Annotated in this window: 18 protein-coding genes, 1 tRNA gene and 1 rRNA gene; 7 read left to right on the top strand and 13 right to left on the bottom strand. The window is 36.7% G+C overall.

Annotated elements, in window-relative coordinates:
* Positions 1–461: 461 nt before the first annotated feature.
* Complete coding sequence (gene topA, locus AACL20_RS00260; protein WP_339052183.1) at positions 462–2,843, top strand: type I DNA topoisomerase; 2,382 nt, start codon at positions 462–464, stop codon at positions 2,841–2,843.
* A gap of 447 nt (positions 2,844–3,290) precedes the next feature.
* On the opposite strand, the gene AACL20_RS00255 is transcribed toward topA, so the two are convergent.
* The 10 genes from AACL20_RS00255 to ffh all read right to left on the bottom strand — a co-directional run bounded on the left by AACL20_RS00255 (position 3,291) and on the right by ffh (position 15,436).
* Positions 3,291–4,646 (bottom strand): hypothetical protein, encoded by a 1,356-nt coding sequence (locus AACL20_RS00255; protein ID WP_339052182.1) that lies wholly within the window; start codon positions 4,644–4,646, stop codon positions 3,291–3,293.
* 415 nt (positions 4,647–5,061) lie between these two features.
* Positions 5,062–5,448: a dihydroneopterin aldolase gene (locus AACL20_RS00250; RefSeq protein ID WP_339052181.1), complete on the bottom strand. Its 387-nt coding sequence runs from the start codon at positions 5,446–5,448 to the stop codon at positions 5,062–5,064.
* Between the two features lie 38 nt (positions 5,449–5,486).
* Positions 5,487–6,884, bottom strand: coding sequence for a UDP-N-acetylmuramoyl-L-alanine--D-glutamate ligase (gene murD / locus AACL20_RS00245; RefSeq protein WP_339052180.1), 1,398 nt, complete (start codon positions 6,882–6,884; stop codon positions 5,487–5,489).
* On the bottom strand, positions 6,885–7,970 hold the full coding sequence (mraY, locus tag AACL20_RS00240) for a phospho-N-acetylmuramoyl-pentapeptide-transferase (RefSeq protein ID WP_339052179.1): 1,086 nt from the start codon (positions 7,968–7,970) through the stop codon (positions 6,885–6,887). It abuts the gene before it with no gap.
* A gap of 416 nt (positions 7,971–8,386) precedes the next feature.
* Entirely contained in the window at positions 8,387–9,094 is a 708-nt protein-coding gene (gene trmB, locus AACL20_RS00235; RefSeq protein ID WP_339052178.1) for a tRNA (guanosine(46)-N7)-methyltransferase TrmB, read from the bottom strand.
* Between the two features lie 5 nt (positions 9,095–9,099).
* Positions 9,100–11,556 (bottom strand): PBP1A family penicillin-binding protein, encoded by a 2,457-nt coding sequence (locus AACL20_RS00230; protein ID WP_339052177.1) that lies wholly within the window; start codon positions 11,554–11,556, stop codon positions 9,100–9,102.
* Between the two features lie 38 nt (positions 11,557–11,594).
* Positions 11,595–12,845, bottom strand: a complete 1,251-nt coding sequence (locus tag AACL20_RS00225; RefSeq protein WP_339052176.1) for a DNA recombination protein RmuC — start codon at positions 12,843–12,845, stop codon at positions 11,595–11,597.
* A 174-nt stretch (positions 12,846–13,019) separates the two neighbouring features.
* Positions 13,020–13,424 carry an outer membrane protein assembly factor BamE gene (gene bamE, locus AACL20_RS00220; RefSeq protein WP_339052175.1) on the bottom strand — a complete coding sequence of 135 codons (405 nt, stop codon included), beginning with the start codon at positions 13,422–13,424 and terminating at the stop codon, positions 13,020–13,022.
* A gap of 452 nt (positions 13,425–13,876) precedes the next feature.
* Positions 13,877–14,065, bottom strand: coding sequence for a hypothetical protein (locus tag AACL20_RS00215; protein WP_339052174.1), 189 nt, complete (start codon positions 14,063–14,065; stop codon positions 13,877–13,879).
* A 15-nt stretch (positions 14,066–14,080) separates the two neighbouring features.
* The gene (ffh, locus tag AACL20_RS00210) at positions 14,081–15,436 is read right to left on the bottom strand and encodes a signal recognition particle protein (RefSeq protein ID WP_339052173.1); all 1,356 of its coding nucleotides are present in this window, start codon (positions 15,434–15,436) and stop codon (positions 14,081–14,083) included.
* Positions 15,437–16,160: 724 nt separating this feature from the next.
* Between ffh and AACL20_RS00205 the strand changes: the two genes are divergently transcribed.
* From AACL20_RS00205 to AACL20_RS00195, 3 genes are all read left to right on the top strand, one after another.
* Positions 16,161–16,235, top strand: a tRNA-Gln gene (locus tag AACL20_RS00205).
* A 34-nt stretch (positions 16,236–16,269) separates the two neighbouring features.
* Positions 16,270–16,578, top strand: coding sequence for a 50S ribosomal protein L28 (gene rpmB, locus AACL20_RS00200; protein ID WP_339052172.1), 309 nt, complete (start codon positions 16,270–16,272; stop codon positions 16,576–16,578).
* Positions 16,579–17,211: 633 nt separating this feature from the next.
* A complete protein-coding gene (locus AACL20_RS00195; RefSeq protein ID WP_339052171.1) occupies positions 17,212–17,541 on the top strand; it encodes an iron-sulfur cluster assembly accessory protein in 330 nt (109 codons plus the stop codon).
* Between the two features lie 442 nt (positions 17,542–17,983).
* Here the strand turns inward: AACL20_RS00195 and lpxB are convergent, their stop codons facing one another.
* Both lpxB and rsmI read right to left on the bottom strand, forming a co-directional pair.
* The gene (gene lpxB, locus AACL20_RS00190) at positions 17,984–19,246 is read right to left on the bottom strand and encodes a lipid-A-disaccharide synthase (RefSeq protein ID WP_339052170.1); all 1,263 of its coding nucleotides are present in this window, start codon (positions 19,244–19,246) and stop codon (positions 17,984–17,986) included.
* Positions 19,247–19,450: 204 nt separating this feature from the next.
* On the bottom strand, positions 19,451–20,374 hold the full coding sequence (gene rsmI, locus AACL20_RS00185; protein WP_339052169.1) for a 16S rRNA (cytidine(1402)-2'-O)-methyltransferase: 924 nt from the start codon (positions 20,372–20,374) through the stop codon (positions 19,451–19,453).
* Positions 20,375–20,473: 99 nt separating this feature from the next.
* Between rsmI and AACL20_RS00180 the strand changes: the two genes are divergently transcribed.
* From AACL20_RS00180 to AACL20_RS00170, 3 genes are all read left to right on the top strand, one after another.
* Positions 20,474–21,769 carry a penicillin-binding protein activator gene (locus AACL20_RS00180; RefSeq protein ID WP_339052168.1) on the top strand — a complete coding sequence of 432 codons (1,296 nt, stop codon included), beginning with the start codon at positions 20,474–20,476 and terminating at the stop codon, positions 21,767–21,769.
* Between the two features lie 257 nt (positions 21,770–22,026).
* Entirely contained in the window at positions 22,027–22,542 is a 516-nt protein-coding gene (locus tag AACL20_RS00175) for a CarD family transcriptional regulator (protein ID WP_339042721.1), read from the top strand.
* 930 nt (positions 22,543–23,472) lie between these two features.
* A 16S ribosomal RNA gene (locus AACL20_RS00170) occupies positions 23,473–24,971 on the top strand.
* 787 nt (positions 24,972–25,758) lie between these two features.
* On the opposite strand, the gene AACL20_RS00165 is transcribed toward AACL20_RS00170, so the two are convergent.
* The gene (locus tag AACL20_RS00165; RefSeq protein ID WP_339051810.1) at positions 25,759–25,926 is read right to left on the bottom strand and encodes a hypothetical protein; all 168 of its coding nucleotides are present in this window, start codon (positions 25,924–25,926) and stop codon (positions 25,759–25,761) included.
* Positions 25,927–25,956: the final 30 nt, after the last annotated feature.

Below are 25,956 nucleotides of genomic sequence, written 5' to 3'. Positions count from 1 at the left end.
TACGAAGCACAATATATGCTGCAGGCAAATGAAGAGTTGGTAATTTAGAATTTGATACGAAGCTCCATTTCAAAAGAGCCAGAAAGAACTTGAGAGCAGTGTATAAATACATAACAAGCGACAAATTTTTAAAATATAGCGAGTATACTCATGTTTATAGGATTGATGCAGCTTTGCTAATAGGTATGGATTTTTTATTGTTCGTTACATATAGCATGTATATATTGATACTTCTTGTGATAAAGAAAGAGTTAGTATACGAAGTTAGACTGTAAAAGAAGTTAAGAAGAATGCGCAATGTATACAAAAATACATAAGGAACATTCCGCACTGTGCCGATTTTGAAAAGTATAACAAGTATAAATATGAAACTTACAAGTCTCATTTAAAGGAAACAGCGACTAAAAAACGACATGTTAACACTTATAGGATAATAAAATTAAAGAATATTTTTAGTTTATATGAAATTACTGATAGTAGAGTCTCCGGCAAAAGCAAAAACAATCAATAAGTACTTAGGACAGGACTTTAAGGTTATATCATCCTATGGTCATATTCGCGGCCTGCCTTCTGAAAAAGGCGCTGTAGACCCTGATAACGGGTTTGCAATGCGTTATGAAATCAATGATGGCGCAGAAAAACGAGTGGAAGAAATTATATCATATGTAAAAAAAAGCGATGAAATATACCTTGCAACAGATCCGGATAGAGAAGGAGAGGCAATTTCATGGCATATAATAGAGGTGCTAAAAATACGCGGAGCGTTAAAAGAAGAGGCTACGATAAAAAGAGTGGTATTTTATGAGATTACAAAAAATTCTGTGCTGGATGCCATAAAAAATGCAAGATCATTGAATGATAATCTTGTTAATGCGCAGAAAGCGAGGCAAGCATTGGATTATCTTGTGGGGTTCACTCTCTCTCCAGTTCTCTGGCGTAAGTTGCCTGGAAGTCGCTCTGCTGGCCGTGTTCAATCTGTAGCTCTTAGAATGATCGCAGAAAGAGAATCTGAAATAGAAAAATTTAAAACTGAGGAATATTGGACGATTACCGGAATATTCCAACCAAAGGCAAAGGCAGCGTTCAGTGCACAGCTAACTGTTTTTAATAACGAAAAACTTGATAAACTCAGTATTAAAACGCAAAAGGATGCAAATCATATAAACGATCTGCTAAAGCAATTTGCTTACCATGTCTCAGAAGTAAACAAGAAGCAAATTAAACGGCATCCTAACCCACCTTTTACTACAGCAACACTGATCCAAGAAGCCTCAAGAAAGTTTGGCTTCTCTGCAAAAAGAACTGCACAAATAGCTCAAAAACTTTATGAAGGGATAAATATTGCTGGCGAAATGATTGGACTCATCACATATATGAGAACAGATAGCGTTAATATATCGCAAGAATCGATAGCCGCAACACGCAACTTGATTAAAAACACTTATGAGAACAGTTACCTTCCAAAGTCTCCAAGGATATATAAGACGAAATCTAAAAATGCACAAGAGGCGCATGAAGCAATTCGTCCAACCGATGTGGATAAACTCCCTCAAAACATAGCTTCTTACCTTGAACCAGAGCAGCTGAAGTTATACGATTTAATATGGAAGAGGCTTGTTGCAAGCCAGATGGAAAGCGCAATTCTTGACTCTGTTTCTATTAATATTCAATCCGAAGACAAAAGCATATCTTTTAGGGCAACAGGCTCTACAGTTGCGTTTCCTGGGTTTTATATTCTTTACTCAGAAAGTCATGATGACAAAGAGCAAGAAGAGAGTGAAAAGGAAAATAGACTACCAAAGCTTGAAGAAAAAGAAGAATTAAAACTCAAAGAAAGCAATCCTCTACAACATTTTACACAACCTCCACCAAGATATACTGAAGCAAGTTTAGTGAAGAGTATGGAAGAACTCGGAATAGGGAGACCTTCTACATATCCGTCAATTATCTCAATATTACAAGACAGAAAATATGTGTCACTTGAAAAGCGAAGATTTTTTACAGAAGCGCTTGGAAGACTAGTGAACGCATTTCTCACTGCATTCTTTGCAAAATATGTAGAATATAACTTCACAGCAAATCTTGAAGATCAATTAGATGATGTTGCATCAGGTGGACAAGATTGGAAAGAATTAATGCAACAGTTCTGGCACCCATTTAAAGAAAAAACAGATACTGTACTTGGCGTACCTAATGCAGAAGTTCTATCACACATACAAAAATCTTTGGAGTATTATATATTCGGTGATGAACAAGGAAATGAAACCAGAAAGTGTCCATCATGCAGTAGTGGAACGCTTGAACTCAAAACAAGTAAGTTTGGTTCATTTGTTGGCTGTAGTAATTACCCAAATTGTAAGTACACAAAAAAACTACATGCAATACAAGAAGAAACAGGACAAATTAGTGACGCTAAAGTGCTGGGAGAAGACGCAAATGCAAGTCAAATCAGCTTGAAGCGTGGGCCTTATGGGTTTTATGTTCAAATCGAATCGTCTGAAAGTAATAATAAAGTTAAGAGAATGCCTATACCTCAAGGTGTTGATATAAATTCAGTTGATTTAAAATATGCAAAGGCATTGCTAGAGCTACCAAAATCACTTGGTATACACAAAGAGCTAGGTTATGAAGTCAAAGTTTCCATAGGAAGGTTTGGTCCATATGTTGAGTGCAACAAGACATATGCTTCTATTACTAAAAAGAGCGGTATAGATTTTTTAAATATCACACTTGATGAAGCCATAAAATTAATTGCTGAAAAGCTAAATAAAATAAAAGATCAGCCAAGCAAACCAAGAGCAGTAAAAAAGACAGCAAAAAAACGTGGTATCAAAAAAAAGTGAATTTGATCACTCTAATCAGATTTTGTTAAATAAATCTTATGGCGCAAAACATTTATTTACACCATGTATGTCTCAGGCGAATGAAGAGTGGGCATTTGAACTTTTGCACATACGAAGTTAGACTGCAAAAAGAGCTAGGAAGTCGCCTGCGTCAAACTCTAAGGAATATACGATTTATCTTGACATGCAAGCAATTATGGCGCACATAAATCTAGCAGAAAAGTGGCTATATATCCGAAATTAGGGCAGGGCCGAATGGCATTATGCAACAATGCCGGCCGATCTAAGGGCTAATTTTTGCACATTGCACTTCTCCACAAAAATTGCTTTGTTTGCGTATATAAATTTTTGGCGGATGGACTCTTTAAATCCTAAACACAAGCACTGTGCTGGCAGCGCCATACACGCGCGATTTTCAGCGCGTGCAATAATTTTAATTGAGCTGTACTAACAACTCAGCGTCGGAGATATTGTTATTTCTAATTCAGTTGTTGGCATATCATTTGTGAATTCTAACTGTATGTCCTGTGCGTCCCTAGTGTCTTCTTCACTAGCAGTAGCGTTAGCTGTTTGAACAAAGAGCTCTTCGGTCAACCCTTCTGCAGCTGAGTTGTCACTACCTCCAGCACGTAATGATGTAAAAAAGTCTACAACTCTGCTGATAATACTGCCTCTGCTCGCTACCGATTGCTGCGCTACAGCATCCTCTGAAACAACAGTAGTAATATCATCAGAAACATCATTGTCAATAGCAGAAGTAGTAGGAACATCAGCAGAAACAATAGTAGTAACCTCAAGATCGTCTACTGTTTGCATCAATTGATTCATCAATTGAGCTTTCTCTGAACCAGACGCATTACTCGTGAGCATCGTTATGATATAGTTATTGTCCATTTCCATTTCTTTCCAGAATTTTATCTGCTCATATATTTCGCTTGTAGAAGCATCCATCTCAGCATGAGAAACATCAGTTGTTTGACTGCTAGTTTCTGCTGCCTCCTCATCTTGATCAAGAGCTTCTGCAACTTCTGTATGTTGTGCATTTTCCAAATATCCTTGCAAAACTGTTGCAACCATACTCAAGCTTGCATCATCGCCACTACCTGTGCTCATGGCACTAGCAATGCCTTCTAAAATGCTGTCACGATGTTCAACAAATAGGGCAGGATGAGTAGCAATATAATCTATTGCCCAAGGAGATGCGAGCATTACATTAACCGCCTGCGCAATCGTATTCTCACTGATCTCTTGAATAAACATACTTCTATAATCTATTGAGATACTATACAACGCCTCATCTCTAGTTAAAATAGCTGAAGCTAACAATACTCTTTCGCCTTCACTCAAATCATTATTAGAGCTCAATGTTCTCATTATATATTCTTCTGCTCGCAACTCTCCGACCACATCAGAAGAGATAGACCTGCACATCAAAGCCATAATAAGAGGATGGACAGTGATCACATCACTATTATCATCACCTATGCGCCCAATATTAGGTGCACTCATAATTTCTGCGAAGCTCACTCCTTGGATTTCCCAACTATTAAATGTCTCTTCTTGATTTTCACCACCAAACCTTTCTACATATCTGCGGAATATCGATTCCATAAGTAGTGTCTGTATTACAGAAGCGCCCTGTTCTCTTGTAGCATTCATCAGGTGAATACTACGTATAGCCCTATTAAAGATGTTTTCGCTCATAGTTAATTCAAAAGATGCATTCCCACCTGCCCCTTCTTCATAACCAAATTCTTTTACTAGCACATCGAATTTCCAAGATGTATCAATACGCCAACCCATAATAATTACCTCCGATCAATCTAAAATGTGTGAAAAGCAACTTAAACGCAAGTTCACAGATAACTGAGTATAAAGCTCAACTTGTGATATAAAGTACACACTTTTATTGCTTTTAAAAAAAACAAGCCATACACTACAAAATTACACAAGTGTCAGCGCAGCTCACCATTATAAAAACAACTCCTACAAAATCTGTAGGAAAAATATCATTTGAATGTAAAAGAGAAAACAAAAACAGACTTGTAAAAAGCCCAGAAACCTAAGGAGATTAGGCAAAAATACATAAGAAAGCGCTTTTAACGCTAAATATATCTATAAACCACAAATTGTGTATCTTGAGTTACCATTGCGCAACACAATTGTAACAAATGTATCTGGACATGTACAACTATTTATATTAAAAAAGAATAAAATTTCATATTGACATACTGAAATTCGAAATCCTAAAAGACGCATATCCCTTAAGTCCTGGGACTTGCGGCTTCTTTTTTACTACTAAAGTTGCCTCTTTTATAGAACAGTCCTGTCTTAAGCACTCAAATAAAGCAAAGCTATAATGCTCTATCAACATAAAACTACGGTTTTCCGAAAAATTTTTAATGCAATTTAATATCTCTGCATAGCAAATAGAATCAGACATATTATCTGAAATACAACCATGCGGCACACCTTGAAAATGAACCGTATAATCCACCAGCACTTCTTGTTGCACGAGTCTCTCACTATCAGAGACTCCTATATTAATGGCAACCGAAAAATCAGAAATTTCTATAGATGAAATATAATCTTTAAGATTTGGCATTCTGTTACTATCCCAAGTTCAGGTTATACACGAAGTCTCTAACTATATATTTCCAAAATTAATTCTTTAAACTTAGCACCTCTCTCTTCATAATTTTTCCATTGATCTTGTGATGCACATGCAGGCGATAGTAATATATTACCACTTTTAAGATTCATACTTTTTATCTGTTTTATAGCATTCTGCATGTCTCCTGAAATAGTATATTGCACGCCATAATCTTCAAGAGTTTTAGCAAAATCATCTGCTGCCTTGCCAATTAAGAATGCATGTTTCACCTTCGAGAAAAACTCAGAAAGTGCGGCTATCCCATCATCTTTACATATACCACCTAAAACCCAGTATATATTATCAAACGTCTTTAAAGCCCAATAAGCTGCGTCAGAATTTGTGGCCTTGCTATCATTTATAAATCTTAAATCGCAAGTACGATGAAAAACTTCCATCCTATGTGGTAGAGCCTTAAAATGCCTAATTGCTTCCATTATGAGCTCTGGCGCAACACCTATCAATGAAGCTGCCGAAAATGCAGCAGCTATATTTTCTGCATTATGCTCACCTAAAAGACTTTCAGGTGCTTCAAAATCATATTCACACCCAGTAAAATATTTGTCTATAATCTTACTTGATATAAAAGAAACGCCATTATTGAGCAATTTATTACTTGATACTGCAATAATATTTTGCCTTTTTTGCTCAGAGAGCCAATCTAGCATCGCATAACCTGAATTTACACTAACTACAGCATGATCTAACATATCTTGATGTGCAAATATCTTCTTTTTACTTTCAAAGTAATTCTCAAATGAACCGTGCCTATCTATATGATCTGGCTTGATACTTAGTGCAATTGCTATATCAAAACGCATATTAGAAAAAAGATCTAACTGAAATGAAGAAACCTCCATTGTATAGACATCACCTAACTGCAGCTCTGAAAGAGCTAAAGCAGGATTTCCAATATTACCTCCAACTTCTGTCTTAACACCAGCAAACTGCAGAATATGCCCTACTAGTGCTGTAGTAGTCGACTTACCATTTGTCCCAGTAATCCCTATATAAGACGCAGCTGGCTGAGCTACCTGCAGCAACTCTATATCTGATACCAAAGCAATATTATGCTCTCTTGCAAAGAGAATATATTTGCTAACATAAGGATAACAAATTGGAATGCCTGGACTTACAACGATCGAATACATCTTCTGCAATTCTTCTTCAGAAGGCCTTTGAAATCGAAGGTGAGATTTATGAAACGCAATAGATAGCTCTCCCTTCTCATACAGCAGATCTTTCATAGACTCCATTACAGAATCATTATCATCCCAGGCAATAACAGAAGCGCCTCCAAACACCAGTGCTTCTATTGCAGCAACCCCAGTTATGCCAAGCCCATATACCCCAACAAGCTTTTTCTTATAATAATTTAAGCTAATCATTTATCTAAGTTTTAATGTGGAAAGCCCGATTAGAGCAAATATAATTGCAACTATCCAGAATCTCATCACAATAGTCGACTCACTCCAACCAAGTTTTTCAAAATGATGGTGTATTGGTGCCATCTTAAATATTCTTCTCCCATATAATTTGAAAGATGCGACTTGTAATATTACAGACATAGCTTCTATCACAAAAAGACCACATATAATACCAAGCACAATCTCATGCTTAGTAATCACACTGATAGAACCAAGAAGCGCTCCAAGTGAGAGACTACCGATATCTCCCATGAAAACTTTAGCTGGTGGCGCATTATACCAAAGAAACCCAAGCCCTGCTCCAATTAATGATGCACAAAGTACAGCAATTTCTCCTGCACTTTGCACATAATTAAGCTGCAGGTAATTTGCAAACACAATATTTCCAGTCAAGTAACTAATCAATGCGAAACACGCGGCAGCTATAATGATTGGCATAATTGCAAGTCCATCAAGCCCATCTGTTAAATTCACTGCATTCGAAGAACCTGTAATCACAATGCTTGAAAAAACAAAATAAAATAAACCCAAATCAACACCAACATTTTTAAAAAATGGGAAGAACAAAGTTGTCGCAGAGCTTTCTGCCACAGAACCTATTAATATGCTTACAAGTAATCCAAATAAAAGCTGCATGGAGAACTTCGCTTTTGCAGAAAGACCTTTTGAATTTTTATACTTGAGCTTTCTATAGTCATCAATGAAGCCAATCACACCATAAGCTAACATAGCAGATAAACAAATCCATACGTACTTATTTTGCAGATCTGCCCAAATGAAAGTTGATACTATTGTACTAAAAAGTATCAAGGCACCTCCCATAGTAGGAGTCCCTGCTTTAGTCATAATATGAGAATCAGGTCCATCTTCTCTAATTGGCTGCCCTGCAGTCTGTACAGACTTTAAAAAGCTTATGAATTTTTTGCCAAATATAAAGCTCACTAAAAGTGCTGTGAATACCGCACAAATACTTCGAAACGTGATATATCTACAAACATTAAATATGCTAAAATGATGTATTAAATCAGCAATAAAATAATATATCATACTCTAAATCATTTATTTATGTATATTAGCACAATAATCTTGTGCAACTTATATAAGCGTTTATTTTAATCAACTCTACAGCGCTTTTCAACCTACCATAGCAATTGACTCGCTCGTTAAACCAGCCAACCTGCTCTAACACTTAGAATGCATTTCGAGATAACAACAGTTATTTATCATGCGCCTATACACTTTGCAAATATATGAGTACTACTTGCAGAATATATTTTTGATGCAGGCACTACATCTAACTCAAGTTACCAATTAATAATCAGGGATGAACTATATCAGATGTTGGAACAACATAAAATTGTAAGATAATAAGTTCATAAACAAATAGATAACACAACTCTAGCAGCTAAACATTACACATATTGTGCAAATAGCTATAGAACGTGAACCTTGTAAATGTAACATTAAATCTTCATTGCGACTATATAGAAGATTTTTTTAGATAATTCTATAGCTTTAGCCTCATACTTAGTCTCTCTCCAGTCTGAAGGTTTCTCTAGCGCATTTAACTTATCTTCTACTGACTTACAATATCTAGGTAAATTTTTTATTGCAAAATCATTATTCTCAAAGCAGCACAACATATGCTCTGCATAGCCTCTATCATCTGTTGCAGTATACAATAAACCATCAGACCGCATTTTGCTTGCAAATAGCTTTAAAGAATCTGAATTTATTATTCTACGTTTATTATGTCTTACCTTTGGCCAAGGATCTGGAAATAAAATATAGATCCTAAATAAAGAATTATCTGGGATTTTTGCAATAAACTCACGCCCATCACCTTCATAAAAGTATATATTTGCAGCATCATTATCTTTGATATATGAAGCAACTCTAAATAACCCTTTTTTATATACCTCACAGCCTATGAATATTTGTTCTGGAAATTTAGTAGCACGCTCTATCAAATTTTTTCCGTCACCGAACCCTATCTCAAAATTTATTTTTCTCTCACATTGCTCTATATTTTCAAAAATCCTTTCACAATTTACAGAAGCAGAAAATTTTTTGAGAACATCTAGCATTAAATAATTTTGATCAGGACTTAAAGACCTCCCTCTTACAGCAAAAGATTGAAGATATTTCTTGTGCTTATAAAAATCTTCCATGAAATCTACTCTTCTTCATCTAAAGTGGATAATATTTCTCCTAGGTTATAATGAGGAATCGACTCTTCCAAATTTTCCTCAGATCTATCTCTAAATGCATGAGACCAAGAATGATTCTTTTTGAATGCCTCAATTATGATATCAGATTTTGCTACCTCATAGTCTTCTTCCTCCAATACTCTACCAGTTCTTTTATTTACAGCTTTAAGCGCAATACCATCTGGAACTGCAAATTCTAATGCCGGCATTTTAGCACAAGCTTTTTGCATAAAATCTATAAAAATAGGCAATGCAACGGTAGAACCAGTCTCTCTCGCCCCAAGAGTTCTTGGTTTATCAAATCCAACATAAACACCAACAATTATATATGGCGTAAATCCTACAAACCATGCGTCAAAACTATCATTTGTTGTGCCTGTCTTTCCTGCAACTGGAATTCCAAGCACATTCGCCTTTGCGCCTGTTCCCCTTCGCATAGCGCCTTCTAACAAAGAAACAAATTGGTAGTTCGTATCAGTATCCACCAATCTATATGTAGGGTATTCTATATCAGGTAATTCTGCATCTTCATATATACTACCATCTGCTATGCTACTTATCAGATCTGATGTGCAAGACTTACAAATTATATCTTCCGACCTATAGATCATATTCCCACGCCTATCATATATGCTCTCTATAAGTTTCGGAGTGACTGCAAGACCACCACTTGCAACTGTATTATATGCATTAGTTATCTCCATAAGAGTTGTTTCAAATGCTCCAAGTGCAATTGAATAAGCAGCTTTGCTTTTTTTATATACTCCAAAACGATTAGCAAGTTCTATAATTGATGGCAATCCAACTGTTAACATAATCCTTACAGTCGGAGTATTCCTAGATTTTTCAAGCGCCGTTCGCAAAGTAATGGGGCCCAAGAAATTTGCATTATAATTCTTTGGCGACCAATTTGGCATTCCCTTTCCTTGGCTAACAGAAATTGGCTCATCTAGTATTATTGTGTTTGGCTGTATATTTTGCTCCAACGCCGCAAGATATACCAATGGTTTAAACACAGAACCTGGCTGACGCTCTGCTTGGATTGCACGATTAAAATATGTTTTATTTCCATTAAAGCCACCAACCATTGCTAGAACTTTACCTGTATATGGCTCCATAACTACCATACCACCTTCCACATCTGGAACTTGTTCAAGTGTGTATTTATCGCCTTCAATATTTTTAACAAAAATCACATGTCCGGCATTTAATACTTCAGAGATACTATTTAATTGCGGCCCTAATGTTTGATTCTTTAGATTTTTTCTAGCCCACTTTACATCATCAAATGCAATAAATCCTTGCGATGAATTCGGAAGACCTATAATAGCTCTATTATTCGCTATCTTCAGCACTATTGCGACATCTAGGTTATTTTCTATAGCCACTGCTGAATATCTTGATATAACATTTTGCCAATTTGCTATTTCACTACTTGAGATTTTATCTATAGGACCACGCCACCCATGTTTCTTATCGTATCCAATCAATCCTTTTTTGAAAGACTCATCAGCAAATCTTTGCAGCTCAATATCCAAATTTGTGTTTACAACAAACCCCTTAGATACAACATCATGCTCTCCAAACATTTTAACAAGCTCTTGTTTGACAGACTCTGTATAAAAACTTTCACCATGTTCTTGCAACATACGCTTCGTACGCAGCAATATTTTTTGCTTAATATATTTTGCAGCCTCTCTATCGGTAATCATTTCCTCCTCTGCCATTCGTTCAATTACCCAATCACGTCTTATTTTTGCTTTCGAGTAATTAGTAAATGGATTAAGAGTAGAAGGAGCTTTAGGCAACGCAGCAAGCATTGCAGCTTCTGCGATATTCAGATCTTTTAGATCTTTATCAAAATAATTTTGAGCTGCAGTTACAATACCATATGAGTTATTACCTAAGAAAATCTGGTTTAAGTATAGTTCAAGTATCCTATGCTTTGAATATATCTTACTAATTCTATAAGCAAGGATAGCTTCTTTGATTTTTCTAGATATACTGCGTTCGTTTGTAAGCAAAAAATCCTTCACAACCTGCTGTGTAATTGTAGAACCGCCCACAACTCTTTTGCTAGCCGCTAAGTTAAGCACGCTTTGTATCGCAGCTCTAATAGTGCTGTATAAATCCACACCAGGATGTTGAAAGAAATTCTTATCTTCAGCAGCCAAAAACGCATTAATTACAATCGTTGGCACTTCTGATATCGGTACAAATGTACGTTTTTCTATAGCATATTCCGACAAAACTTCACCACTGTGTGAATAAAGTCTCGTTATACCTGGTGGATCATAATCTGCAAGTTGCTGATAATCCGGCAAGTCATGACTGAAAAATATAATTAGCTGTAATGAAAAAATGACAAACAATAAACAGACACCAAACAAAAAAGCAGCCCATTTAACTATAGAATTTAGCATGTCAATAATCTGAAAATTTGCTCTTAAGACACTTCAATTTAAATACTTGGAAGATGTTCTACATCTAATTCTACAACGTTTGCTGCAGAGGAGCTCTCTATATTTTGAAAATTATTCTGTATTTTCCTCGTTTCATTTTCAACTTTTACAATTGTTTCGGTCGCCTGTTCTAGCTTCAGCCTTGTTTTGCCAAGAAGAGTACCAAAATTATTAAACTGGGATTTAAGCGGAGCAAGAAGCGCCCAAAGCTCTTTTGACTTTCTCTCAATTGCTAAAGTCTTAAAGCCCATTTTTAAACTGCTTAGCATAGCACTGATAGTCGCAGGCCCTGCAATAATAACTCTATAACTACTTTGCAGCTCCTCAACTATTCCAGGCTCTTGCAGCACTTCTGCATAAAGCCCTTCAGTTGCCATGAACATAATAGCAAAATCCGTAGTATATGGATCCTTTATATATTTCTCACTAATAGTTTTCGCTTGTTTCTTTACAACCTTTTTTAAATTACTAGCATATTCTTTGATTCGATTAACATCTCCAGTTTTTTGGGCTTCTATTAAACGCTGATAATCTTCAAGAGGAAATTTGGCATCAATAGGGAGCAAAATATCTCCAGAATTATCTCTACCAGGGAGTCTGACTGCATATTCGACTCTCTCTTGACTCCCTGGGATTACATTTATGTTTTCCAGGTATTGCTCAGGGGTCATTATCTGCTCTATAATAGATTTTAGCTGTACCTCGCCCCAAATACCTCTAGTTTTCACGTTTGAAAGAATATTTTTTAGATCTACAACCTGTGATGAAATACTCTGCATCTGTCCAAGTCCTTTATGCAACATTTCAAGCTTATCACTAACAAGTTTGAATGACTGATTAAGGCGTTGCTCCAAAGTGCTATGCAACTTTTCATCCACAGTCTTTCTCATCTCTTCAAGTTTTTTATCATTGCTATGCTGTATATCAAGAAGTTTAGAATCTACTGTCTGTCTCATTCTATCTGCATGTAGATCATTTGCTGTTTTAAGTTTTTCAAGAGCATCACTAATGAATTTTAGCTGTTCCTGTTGAATATCTCTACTTACTTTCAGCTGTTCTGATATATGAGATTGCAAGCTCTCAATTTGTGTTTTATTCGATACACTAAGGTATGTTAGTTCTGTTATTTGCTTTGTTAGCTCCTCAAGAGCGCCACTTCTACCTGCAAATATAGATACTTTCCTATACACAAAGAACTGCGACAGGAGAACAAAAAACAGTGAAGCTAAAGCTATAATTATTGTTTCCATAAGTTACAAACATCAAATTTTTCGCTATACGCATTAAGATACAAATTCACAAAACGTGTAAAAAGCGGATGATACTCGTAACCTCGCTCTTCTTAAAAAGCAAACAGCATGTTTAACTTTGTGTTTTTAATGTGTTAGGTAAAATGCCTAGCAAAGCAATTAATTTAACACTCTTCATAAATTGCTAGGAGACCTATTAAACCTTCCTAGATTTCTAAAGAGCTGCCTGAACAAGCTTACTTCATTCCCTTTAATTATGATGCTATCCTTGCTAAAGACAACCATTCTACTATCTTCTGTTCCATAAAAGCGTATATCATTAACAACATCATTGTTATTGAAAGAGATTGCGATTATCTTTTGCTCTATTAGCTTAGGATCAAAGAACGCGATCTTATCGTATTTCGCCCCCATATAAAAGAAAGTCTTAGGACCGAAATCTGAAGTAACAGTAGGAGTACCTAGTATCCTGTTCACATCGTCTGATGTAGATTGTGATTTCACAATGCTCTGAAGATCAGCATTTTCATATTGATATCCCGAATTAATTCTCCGCACTGAGCATCCGACTACGAACAAAACTATAAGAGCACAAAGCGCTAATTTATGAAAATGCATAATTAAAAGTATTTAATCATATTTTTATTTTTTAATAATCCTACAATAGACTTCTTCTTCAAACGCTTGCTTCAGTTTCCAATTGCTTTATCACATCCTTAGCCTTTAAGTGGATACTCATGCACTCCGTGTACACTGCACTTGCCTCACCTGTAATCGAGTTTTAAGAAGAAGTCTAATCTACCCGTGGGATTATCAGCTAATTCTGCTTATAACACAAGAAGTACAAACAAAAAGCACTAAAATCAACTTAGAACATACGAGGTTAGGAATTTGACTAACAGATAAAAACGAAATTAGCAATGTTTTTAGATATCTTCAACAAGTCATAAGTTACGTAAAAAGACAAAAATCAGCATTAAGTTACAAACAAAACTTTTAAAAATACCGAGTAAATAATCAGACAACGCATCTTACTTCTGATCTGTGTTTCGCAGTTGCTTTCTGCGCCTTATATTTGCTCTTAGCGCTTCATACAATTTAGATCCTACTTCAAATTTCATATTCTTAACCGTATCATTTAATGTCTCATGATGATCATTATTTTCTTCTTTTTGCACTGTAGTATTATTTTTATTACCAGCACTTAGTTTGTTACTCATACCACAATAATCTCTTCATTGAAATTTAATGTTCATCATGTTTTGCATTTTTTGCATTTGTCCTTGATCCATTTTGCTAAACTTTTTGACCATGCCTTGCATTTCAATGCATTGCTTTATTAGCTTATTTATTTCTTGAACACTAGTCCCAGAACCCTTAGATATACGCTGTTTGCGTGAAGCATTTATCATCTTTGGATTTTTTCTCTCCCATGGAGTCATTGATTGTATTATAGCCTGCTGATGTAACAGAACACGTTCATCAATTTTAGCATTTTGCATAGATTGTTTGATTTTCCCAAGGCCTGGTATCATCCCGAGTAATGAACCAAGTCCTCCCATTTTACGCAAAGTTTTTAATTGTGCAGCAAGGTCATTCATATCGAAAAGGCCTTTTTGGAATCTAGATGCTATCTTTTCTGCTTCTTTCTCAGATATGTTTTCCGAAGCTTTCTCAACAAGAGCTACTATATCGCCCATGCCAAGTATTCTACTGATTGTACGTTCAGGATCAAATTCTTCAAGATCTCCAGGTTTTTCGCCAACACCCATAAATTTTATTGGCATTCCTGTGATCACTCTCATACTCAAGGCCGCGCCACCTTTTGCATCACCGTCTGCTTTTGTTAGGATAATGCCAGTCAATGCAATTTGTTCGACAAAGGTTTTTGCAATTTTTGCTGCATCTTGACCAAGCATAGAATCTACTACAAGTAATACTTCCTTCGGCTCTATGAATTTTTGTAAACTTATTAACTCATTCATAAGCGCATCATCAGTATGCATACGACCAGCTGTATCAAACAGTATTATATCTGCATTCATCTCTCTTGCAACGCTTTGTGCTCTTTTTGCAATCTCCATAGGACCTTGGCCCTGTATTATTGGCAGCGATGAAATGCTAAGCTGCTTTGCAAGCAACTCAAGCTGTTTTTGTGCAGCAGGCCTTGACGTGTCCAATGAGACAAGAAGTACGCTCTTCTTATACTTCTGACGCAGCCTAAGTGCTAGTTTTGCAGTAGTAGTTGTTTTACCCGCACCCTGAAGCCCAACCATCAAAAATCCAACAGGGTCACCTTTTGAAGAGAAGTCTAATCTATTATCTTCGCTTGATATTATGGCAATCAGTTCATCATGTACTATTTTCACGAACATCTGAGCAGGAGAGACGCTATCTAAAACTTTCTGTCCAATAGCCTTCTGTTGAATTTTTTCTATTACCCCTTTCACAACTAAAAGAGCAACATCAGATTCAAGTAATGCTATTCTTATTGCTCTAATAGCTTCAGCAATATTGCTCTCAGAAAGTACTAAATTACCTTTCAGCCTATCGAAAATTTTTGTTAGACTATCGCCAAGACTTGAGAACATGGTTTAATTTAGATTTTGCTATTGATTAGTATATGAGTATTATGCTGTTTTTGATAATTTCGCAAGTATGCAAGAACCATACCAGATTTGGATTTGCACCAATTCAAGGGTAGTATAATAGCTCATTTTTAATATTTTGCAATCGTATTTGCTGGTTATTTGGCCTATTTAACATATTTTTCGAAAACTTGTTACAACAAAAGCCGCACCTATTTTAGTTACAGCTTTTATTATTGCACTGCAAGAGCGCAATACAATTTTGCCACTTTAGTAACAAGTGACAACATATCGACCTTTGCAAAAATCATTAATTAAACCGCTCCTGACTCTATTTTCAAAATATTTAGATGCATTGCTGATTATAAATGACATTAATAATTTGCGTGAGTCAAGCCTAATACTGACCGATTTTGAGGGCAAAATCACTGTTTCCACAATGAATATTTTATTCCGTTAAGTAGAAAAATGAGTTGACAGTTTAGCTAGATATTGGTAGTCAATATACGTTGCGTTTAGGCCTATTCTCTTTTTGTGCGCCACGCTTTTAGCTTGTGTTTTTTTGAGTGACCGTCTCTAAAGTTGTTACTCATCACATTGCATTTTTGTTTTTTAAAGTTGCGATCTTTTGTTACATTTGGTTAAGCTCTGCGGGCATGAGCTTTTCGTGCCCGACTTTTGTTTCACCTAGTCGGTTTTGGGCAGTGAGCGATCGCCAATAGAATCTTGGGGCGTAGCCAAGCGGCAAGGCACTGGTCTTTGATACCAGCATGCGGTGGTTCGAATCCACCCGCCCCAGCCAGTTTCAATTTAAGTTTTTATTAATTACTTGTGTTATGGCAAAAATTGACAGCATTAACCCCAAAAAGGGTGTATTGAGCGGAAATAATGTTTCTCATTCAAATCGCAAGACTAGGAGAAGATTTTTGCCCAACATGCAAAATTTTTCTCTTATAAGTGAAGCCCTTGGAGGGTTTGTTACGCTACGCATGACTACAAACAGCGTTAGGAGCGTTGAACATAATCATGGAATTGACGCATATCTTCTATCAAAACCTAACTCTAAATTAGCTCCAGAGGCAAGGGTTCTAAAAAAAAGGATCATCAAAGCTATAGCGAAAAAGGAAGCTGCTACTGCTGCGTAGTTGATAGCTTCTCTTTCTTTTGTTTCATATCAGTTGTCTTATTAATAGCCCTCATAAATTCAAGCTTTTACCTTAAGGCCAATTTTGAAAAGTATTATGAGTATACTCTATAATACATAAACAAAGTAGCAAATACGATTGCAGGGAGTGATATTTTTGTCTAAGCAACTCTATAAGCTAACAGTGATAAAAGGTCAAATTGTTATATAAACCATACAGTTTAAACCTCTTCTTCGCAGAAGTACTCTGTCTATATATTTTATCAAACCTCTAGATCATATAAGTTGCCAATCATAAAATACCATTGGCAATTCATCTACATATGTGCGAAAATCGAGCCAGAAGAAGTATCACACAATTTTCAAAGTAGGTAGTCCCGTGTGTCTTCAAAATGACGCAACAACTAGATATGTTGTAAGCGCTACTACTAAAGTAGGCACTGTTAACAAAGTGCCTAGTAAAATGGCATACCACTCTTTGTATTGCCGAAAAATCTGCTGCACACTGATGATTAGATAATAGCAAGCTTGCATTATCTATAAATGCACTAATCAGCAGCGCAACAAGCAAGCTTGAAATATTTGCATATAACAGTAAACAAGACATCTCTAATTATTTTATTAATAGAAAGTGATGGTTTTCACTATAACAGATGCGGCGGCATCAAGAATTTTAGAAATAGCTAAATCTGATTCCACACCACCAGTACTAAGAGTCGCTGTTGATGGTGGAGGCTGTTCCGGATTTCAATATATATTTGATGCGGGCGCTACTAAATCTGAAGATGATATGATTTTTGAACACAGCGGAGCTACAGTAGTTATAGATAGTGTTTCACTTGATCTACTTTCCGGCTGCAGTATTGACTATGTTGAAGATTTGGGAAGCGCAAGCTTTGTTGTAATAAATCCAAAAGCAAAAGCGAAATGCGGCTGTGGTAATTCTTTTTCTATGGATATCTAACGATCTCGTCCCCTACATCATCACTCTAAGAAATAGAGTATTCATGTTGGTTGTAAGAAATTATGAGGCACATAAAATCCAGTAGAAAATATGGCAAATTGCAAAAAAAACCTTGTAGATTTTGTTAAGTAGTATTTTTGTAAGTACCTGATAAATTATACATCAAAAAATTAGCATAATGCCACTGTTCAACTAGCACGCACGCAAAAAGCCTCGAAACAAGCATGAAACCGCAAAAAAAATGTTATAATAAAACGCAAAAACATTGCGGATTTCGTGAAAGCAGTGTTTTTAGGCGTATATATACAAAAGTTGATTTGTTACGCAAATAAATTTTTGGCGGATGGACTTTATAGTATACTTGCGACTCACATAAATCTTGCATTACAAGCATTATGATGCAACGATTTGTGCGTGTGATTAATCAGAAGCTAGCGCTAGATTAGATCTGTAGCATCGAGAGAACAAGTTCTGCAGCGATTTCACTTGCTTGAGGGCTGTGATCTGCGCGCAAAAGACGCTTCACTTTGTCATATCCTGCTAGTTGTTTTGCTCTAGCATTCTCGTCATTTAATAATATTTCTATTTCTGCTACTATATTCTTATAATTCATATCAGACTGCAATAGCTCTGGTACTATTTTTTCTCCTGCTACTATATTACAAAGTGCTACGTGCGGTATTGTTAATCTATGCTTTAAAATGAACGCTGTAAGCCAAGATAGTTTGTATATAACCACCATTGGTATATCAAACTTAAGTAGTTCTATTACTGAAGTTCCAGATTTTACTATTGCAACGTCGCTATGAGCTATCAGTGCATTTTTGGTATTTTCTGATGATGTGACCAGAATGGTTGCTCCATGTAACTGATCGGTAATGTCATTGAAGTGATTTTGTATAAGATAATTAAAGCGCTGTAATGTTGGAAATACTACTGTCAACTTTTTTTCATATTTTTTGCTCAGTTCAATGACTGCTTTTGTGATTTCTGGTAGGTGGCGCTGTATTTCTCCATCTCTGCTGCCTAGCATGATGGATATCTGCACGTCAGATTGTTTTGTTCCTCTATGTATTGCAGATTCTTTATCTTGCTTTGCGTTTTCAAGTGACGGATGTCCTATAAAAGTTGATGAAATATCTACTGCATCAAAATACTGTTTTTCGAATGGTAAGATTAAAATAATGTGGTAGTAGAGATTGCTTACTATTTGAGCTCTTTTTGGTGCATAGGCCCAAACTGTTGGAGCGATATAGTGAATAATCGGTATCTTTACATCAAGTTTGCGTAATTGCTTCACAAGTCTAAAATGAAAGCCGGGAGAATCTATTGTGATGATCATATCTGGCTTTGATTCTAATATGAAGTCTACGGTTTGTTGCAGTCTCTTGAGTATATTATAAATTCTTGGGATTACTTCTAAAAACCCAATAACTGAAAGCTCATGCATAGAGAACAAGCTTTTAATTCCCAGTTCTTCCATTTTATATCCACCTATACCAGAGAACTCTATTGGTATGTCATAGTTTTCTGTTGCTTGGCAAGCTGACATGCCAGAGCTATAACTAGGCTTGTTGGTGCCAGTATGGTCTTCTGCTGTAATATGAGCGGATTTACCGCGCATAGCCATCATCAGTTTAGAGCCAAGCAAATCGCCTGATGCCTCTCCAACAGATATAAAAACTTTCTTAGTTTTTTTTAACATCTTGATTTCGTTTTATATGATTAAAGGATTGTTTTATAATTTTTAAGGCGACTGTAGGGCAATTATTGCCAAGTAGATATTTAGTGTTAATTAGTATATAGATCACATTATAAGGTTCTTCTTGCATAAATATGTGAGAATTAAACTGAATAATAAATATCTTCAAGAAATTCTGTTTAGTGATCATTAACTGCAGAAATAATGCTAGATAACTTTTTGCTGGTCAGTTTGTTGTCTTTCAAATATCCCTAATGCAAGAGCCATTTTATAAACTTCTCTCTTTTGTATATTACACTGTTTAGCTACTTCTGTTACAGCATCCTTAAGAGTCATTTCGTTTGATAAACATATTAAAAGTTGCTTAGCGAATTCTTGAGTATCTTCTGTTGCTTTCTCTTTCCCAGAAATTAAAAGTATCAGTTCCCCACGTGGTGCATTGATCTGGTAAAAGGTTAAAACTTCAGAGAGTGTGCCAAGCTTACTTTCCTCATACACTTTAGTTAATTCTCGCACAACGGTGCACTCTCTGTCACCAAAAATATCTATAGCTTCTGCTAGAATACTTGTTAGATCATTTGCTGTGACAAAAAATATTAATGTTGCACAAGCTTCCTTGGCTGCTTCAAATTCTTTTCTGATTTCAGATTTTTTTTTGCTTACGAAGCCACAAAATAAAAATCTATCAGTTGCAAGTCCAGATATTGAAAGTGCGGCAATTAAAGAGCAGGGACCAGGTATCACCTCAATATTTATATTTGATAGTTTGAGTAACCTAATAAGCTTGAAGCCAGGATCTGCTATGAGTGGTGATCCAGCATCTGAGACAAGCGCAATGCTTTTTCCGCTTTGTATTAAATGAACAATTTTATCTCTTTCATATTGAGAGGAATGATCATTATATACCAAAAGTGATTTTTTAATATTATGATAACATAGTAATTTATTTGTCACTCTTGTATCTTCGCAAGCTATGAGATCTACGGCATTCAGCGTATCAAGAGCTCTCAGCGTAATGTCTCTCATATTCCCTATCGGTGTTGCTACTATATACATTCCACTTTCTAATGGTCTATTATCCACCAATTTATCACCTTGTGTTACAACTTTGATGCGGCTATACTCAACCATAAATAACCTAAAATCTTATCAGTCATGCGAAATCTTAACGTTTACAAAGGCATGCTATGTGCTGTGTTTATTTGTCTAGCACTTAGCGCCTGTGATCATATGCCTTTTGGCAAAAAGGATGTTAACACTAAAGAGAGTGTGCATCAACCTTCTAAAAGCAAAAGTAAGGGTAAGCCGAGTGTTGCTACAAAGAGTAGTGCTTCATCTGGGAAAACTAATGCGGCAGGTAAAGAGAGTACATCATCTGCAGCGCCAACTCCACTTTCTACAGCAGCTAATCAATTTAAACCAAGAAAAGATTTTGTTATAAAAAAAACAAATCTAAATGTTGCTATAATGGCGCCAATTTCAGTTGATAAGTCTGATGGCCGTGGTATGCAGGATGCTGCTTATTTAGCGCTTGAGGATTTAAATGTAAAGAAGGTTAATCTGGTATCAATCGACACAGGTTCTGATGAGCAAAGCATGAAGAAAGCGATTGCTAAATTAAAGAGTCAGGAAATCGATGTGATAATTGGCCCTCTCAATAGAGAAAGAGCTGAGCTTGTTTATCAAGAATATGCTAAAGATCGTAACGTTTTGATCATGGCGCTTGGAGGGCAAGATGAGATTTCACAATATCCTGGTCTATACTTTTTAGATTTTGTTCCAAAGCAGCAGGTAGATAGATTAATGCAGTATGCGAAGTCTCAAGGATATACTGATATTTATGCGCTTTTACCTAATACACAATACGGGCAAGGTATATATAAGGATTTATATGACAATAAAACAAGAGTAAATCTGCTTGGTGTTCGTACATATGATGTTGATGGAAATGATAAAGATGCTAGTTTTAATCAAGCAGTCTTAGAGGTGAAAAATGTAGTGGCGGATCTTTACAAACAACAAGCTGCTAAGCGTTCTGAAGATAAATCTATGAATGTTGCATTGTTAATCCCTGAGGGTGGCCCAAGGCTGGACTATGTCGCAGAAAATGTCAAATTAGTTGGTGGGCAGAATCTGCTGCAGTTGAAGAAGCTTGGTACTTCTCTTTGGATGAATTATCCTACAAAAAGCCTTCCAGATCTAGAAGGGGCATGGATAACAGATTCGCCACAGAATATGAAGATTGCATTTGAACAAAGGTTTAAAAGTAGGTTTGGTTATGTGCCTCCAAGAAATGCGTCTATTGCATACGATGCTGTTGCTTTAATAGCTGGTGTTAGTACACAATCTGATGCTGATATACAATTAAATTCTGGAAGTTTAATGAATGGCAATGGTTTTGAAGGTGCAACTGGTGTGTTTAAATTTACCGAAGATGGCTTCACTTCTAGATTATTTTCAATATATGAAGTAAGAGCTGGTCGTTTCGTTGAAATAGATAAAGCGCCAGAAAATTTTTCTGATTAACTGTGGCATATATGGTGCAAGTTGTAGATCATTTTGTTCGGTACTATACTGCTTGTGTTTTTGTTGTTTGTCTTGTAGTTGTGCTCTAGGTGCACATCTGCAGGATTGAGTCAGTTTGCGGTGAAAACTTTAAAATATTACATTATTCTGCACATATGTTTTCAATTGTTTAGTCGAGTTTGTATTATTGCTGTACTTGTGTTATAATGACTCAGGTTATTTTATAAACAGCAAGAAATTAGCAGAGTGTGGTGATAATGAAAACATCTGAGACTAAAGTATTTCGAATTGGTGATCCTGTGATTTATCCAACGCATGGTGTTGGTCAGATTACAGGTGAGGAAGTAGAGTTGATTGGTGGAATAGAGACCAAACTTTATGTGATTTCATTTGCAAAGGACAAAATGGTGCTTAGAGTTCCAAAATCCAGAGCTCTTAAGACTGGGTTGCGTCATTTAAGTTCGGAGAAGGATTTTGCAAATGTGATATCTGTTCTGAGAAGTGCAGCTAAAATGAACAAAAATATGTGGAGTAAGCGTGCGCAGGAGTATGAGCAGAAAATAAATTCTGGAGATATCAAGCTTATTGCTGAGGTGGTTAGGGATCTGTATAGGCAAATCAGTGACCAAGAGAGATCGTATAGTGAGAAATTAATATACGATGCTGCGTTAGATCGTCTTGCTCGCGAATATGCGGTTGCAAGTGGGATGGAATTAGATGTTGCTAAAGAAAAGATAATTTCAATCTTGCAAGACTATAGAATAGCGGAATAGGTAGATGCGCTATTCTCCTTATATTCTATCTGTCACTTCATATCTTAAGCTACTACTTTTGTTTGCGTACGTTTAGTAGCAAGCAGTTGCTTGCGCATCTATGGCCTGTACTGCGCTATACCCTCAACTTATTTGTTTCGTCATACTTTTCAAAATTGGCGTCTTAAAGACCGCTAGCGATGTATTGATTATACACATACTTCCTTAATTCTTTCTAGCTCTTTTTGAAATATGGCGCTGCCTTCATCAGTGCGCCCGCGCGGATTTTAATGGCATGATTTTTTATAGTACCAGTTTAATTCCTGAATCAAATATCATATATATTTGCGAAGAAATTAACTAAGTAATACTGAAAAATCAGGCCAAAAATATCTGTGAAAGTGGTTTTGCCAGTAGTGTCATAGCTTTGTATAAAAATCCGCAAGACCAACTTCTTCATTTACCTGCGATATAAATCTTCTAAAGTCACAATTAGGATAGTGTTGCTATTTTTGAAATAATGCATGGCTGAATAGCGTTGGTTTGTTCTTGCCATTTTTTGTTGAAGATTTTTATCGATCTAATTATCTATTTTCTGTGTACAAATAATACTGGTTATTACTGCTATGTTGAGCATTATAATTTGATTTCAACAGGCTATGTTTCTTGGCTTTATAATGCTTGGTATAATTCTTTTGATGACTTATTTTATAGCTCATTCATATCGTTGTTTTAGTATGGAGTATTATATTCCATTCTATTCCAATAAAAAAATAATCGAGTTTCTTAAGAAAAGTGTTTGACAGTGCCGGGTAAATAGCATATATTCACCCCTATGGCGAGCCTGAAAGATAACTAACTTAAAGCTAACTCGCTTTTTCTTTGAAAGTGTAAATAGACAATACAAGCAATAAGACGGTGGTAAGAGTATTTTAGCGTTAAGCTAATACTTAACATGAGAGTTTGATCCTGGCTCAGAGTGAACGCTGGCGGCGTGCTTAACACATGCAAGTTGAACGGAAATAATTGGTGCTTGCACTGATTATTTTAGTGGCAAACGGGTGAGTAATACATGGGAATCTACCTTGCAGTACGGAATAACTATTGGAAACAAGAGCTAATACCGTATATTGCCGAGAGGTGAAAGATTTATCGCTACAAGATGAGCCCATGCAAGATTAGCTAGTTGGTGAGGTAAATGCTTACCAAGGCTACGATCTTTAGCTGGTCTGAGAGGATGATCAGCCACACTGGAACTGAGACACGGTCCAGACTCCTACGGGAGGCAGCAGTGGGGAATATTGGACAATGGGCGAAAGCCTGATCCAGCGACGCCGCGTGAGTGAAGAAGGCCTTCGGGTTGTAAAGCTCTTTCAGTAGGGAAGATAATGACGGTACCTACAAAAGAAGCTCCGGCTAACTTCGTGCCAGCAGCCGCGGTAATACGAAGGGAGCTAGCGTTACTCGGAATTATTGGGCGTAAAGCGTACGTAGGCGGCTTAGTAAGTTGGGAGTGAAATCCTTGGGCTTAACCCAAGAATTGCTTTCAAAACTACTAAGCTAGAGTATCAGAGGGGATGGCGGAATTCCTAGTGTAGAGGTGAAATTCGTAGATATTAGGAGGAACACCGGTGGCGAAAGCGGCCATCTGGCTGATTACTGACGCTGTTGTACGAAAGCGTGGGGAGCAAACAGGATTAGATACCCTGGTAGTCCACGCAGTAAACGATGAGTGCTAGATGTTGGGGGTTTTCCTCAGTGTCGCAGCTAACGCGTTAAGCACTCCGCCTGGGGAGTACGGTCGCAAGATTAAAACTCAAAGGAATTGACGGGGACCCGCACAAGCGGTGGAACATGTGGTTTAATTCGATGCTACGCGAAAAACCTTACCAGATCTTGACATGATAGTCGTACGGCTAGGAAACTAGCTGGTCGGTTCGGCCGGACTATCACAGGTGTTGCATGGCTGTCGTCAGCTCGTGTCGTGAGATGTTGGGTTAAGTCCCGCAACGAGCGCAACCCTTACCCTTAGTTGCCATCAGGTAAAGCTGGGAACTTTAAGGGAACTGCCGGTGAGAAACCGGAGGAAGGTGGGGATGATGTCAAGTCAGCATGGCCCTTATGGTCTGGGCTACACACGTGTTACAATGGTGGCTACAATGAGATGCAAAGAGGTGACTCGGAGCAAACCTATAAAAGCCATCCCAGTTCGGATTGTACCCTGCAACTCGGGTGCATGAAGTTGGAATCGCTAGTAATCGCAGATCAGCACGCTGCGGTGAATACGTTCCCGGGTCTTGTACACACTGCCCGTCACGCCATGGGAGTTGATTTTACCTGAAATAGGTGGGCTAACCGCAAGGAGGCAGCTTATCACGGTAAGATTGATGACTGGGGTGAAGTCGTAACAAGGTAGCCGTAGGGGAACCTGCGGCTGGATTACCTCCTTAAAGACAATTGGTTAAACAATCTAAATCGCCATCGTCTTAAGCTTTTATTGTTCTATTATTACTTTTGTTCTATTATTACTTGCTTCTTGCTGCTCAGTTTTCTTATGGCTAATGCCATGAAGTAGCAACGTAGGGTGCATGTTTGAAACGCAGCATTTTGCGCGCCTTACAGGCATTTTTCCCATTCTGCCATAAAGAATCACAATAAATTGACACAGATACCATCAGCTGAGCAATAAAAAGGCATTGCTAACTAAAGATAGATATCAGCAAGTCTTTATTAAAAAGCATTAGGATAGAGTTATAGATCATATCTATAGCCTTACTGTAACGTTTGGTTTTACGATGAAACCTGGCTAAATAGTGCCGTATTAATGAGTTGAATGATTCCACTAAAGACGTTTCTGCCTTAGTAGAATAGTGTTTTTTAGCAATCCTAAATTTTTCGTAAACGTCGTTGGTCACTGCATGATATCTCTATTTCATAGCTACTTTGTAATAGCATGGCAATCGGAAGATAGGATGCAAAATCCCTGACAATGCTCACTTCAAAATCAACAACTTTATTTCTGTCCCTATCAACAGCAAGCCAAATGTAGACTTTGTTAGTTTTTTGATGGTAACTAAAAAGCTCATCAAGCTCAATAATTGAGATTTACTTGACATCTTACGGTATAGATACTTCATTTAGTTTTTGTTTGAGAATCTGCAAAAACCTTCTAATCCACTTTATTATAAGTGGACTCCAGACCTTTTCTAATCTCTCTATTGATCTAATTCCAACTCCCTACAGATACATGCCTGCAACCTTCATCTTTTTATCAAGGCTATACTTTACTCTCATATCTCCAGATTTATAGGTCTTTTGACACCCTCGGCACTTATACATCTGACGCACTTTAATATAGCCATTCTTTGTATTTTCTATGCTGCCACAATGCTTACAACTTAACATATATAATGCTTCTATAGTATATCTCCTATC

It is taken from the genome of Candidatus Lariskella endosymbiont of Epinotia ramella (genome assembly GCF_964019805.1).
Classification (GTDB): domain Bacteria; phylum Pseudomonadota; class Alphaproteobacteria; order Rickettsiales; family Midichloriaceae; genus Lariskella.
The sequence above is the reverse complement of the archived record's forward strand: the minus strand, read 5'-3'. Positions and strand labels throughout refer to the sequence as shown.

Excerpts from the sequence above, each read along its gene's own strand:
- ffh (WP_339052173.1), bottom strand. The coding sequence starts at position 15,436 with ATGTTCTCAAGTCTTGGCGATAGTCTAACAAAAATTTTCGATAGGCTG.
- AACL20_RS00175 (WP_339042721.1), top strand. The coding sequence starts at position 22,027 with ATGAAAACATCTGAGACTAAAGTATTTCGAATTGGTGATCCTGTGATT.
- AACL20_RS00230 (WP_339052177.1), bottom strand. The coding sequence starts at position 11,556 with ATGCTAAATTCTATAGTTAAATGGGCTGCTTTTTTGTTTGGTGTCTGT.
- AACL20_RS00255 (WP_339052182.1), bottom strand. The coding sequence starts at position 4,646 with ATGGGTTGGCGTATTGATACATCTTGGAAATTCGATGTGCTAGTAAAA.
- AACL20_RS00225 (WP_339052176.1), bottom strand. The coding sequence starts at position 12,845 with ATGGAAACAATAATTATAGCTTTAGCTTCACTGTTTTTTGTTCTCCTG.
- AACL20_RS00215 (WP_339052174.1), bottom strand. The coding sequence starts at position 14,065 with ATGAGTAACAAACTAAGTGCTGGTAATAAAAATAATACTACAGTGCAA.
- AACL20_RS00165 (WP_339051810.1), bottom strand. The coding sequence starts at position 25,926 with ATGTTAAGTTGTAAGCATTGTGGCAGCATAGAAAATACAAAGAATGGC.
- murD (WP_339052180.1), bottom strand. The coding sequence starts at position 6,884 with ATGATTAGCTTAAATTATTATAAGAAAAAGCTTGTTGGGGTATATGGG.
- trmB (WP_339052178.1), bottom strand. The coding sequence starts at position 9,094 with ATGGAAGATTTTTATAAGCACAAGAAATATCTTCAATCTTTTGCTGTA.
- AACL20_RS00195 (WP_339052171.1), top strand. The coding sequence starts at position 17,212 with ATGGTTTTCACTATAACAGATGCGGCGGCATCAAGAATTTTAGAAATA.
- AACL20_RS00250 (WP_339052181.1), bottom strand. The coding sequence starts at position 5,448 with ATGCCAAATCTTAAAGATTATATTTCATCTATAGAAATTTCTGATTTT.
- rsmI (WP_339052169.1), bottom strand. The coding sequence starts at position 20,374 with ATGGTTGAGTATAGCCGCATCAAAGTTGTAACACAAGGTGATAAATTG.
- topA (WP_339052183.1), top strand. The coding sequence starts at position 462 with ATGAAATTACTGATAGTAGAGTCTCCGGCAAAAGCAAAAACAATCAAT.
- AACL20_RS00180 (WP_339052168.1), top strand. The coding sequence starts at position 20,474 with ATGCCTTTTGGCAAAAAGGATGTTAACACTAAAGAGAGTGTGCATCAA.
- mraY (WP_339052179.1), bottom strand. The coding sequence starts at position 7,970 with ATGATATATTATTTTATTGCTGATTTAATACATCATTTTAGCATATTT.
- rpmB (WP_339052172.1), top strand. The coding sequence starts at position 16,270 with ATGGCAAAAATTGACAGCATTAACCCCAAAAAGGGTGTATTGAGCGGA.
- lpxB (WP_339052170.1), bottom strand. The coding sequence starts at position 19,246 with ATGTTAAAAAAAACTAAGAAAGTTTTTATATCTGTTGGAGAGGCATCA.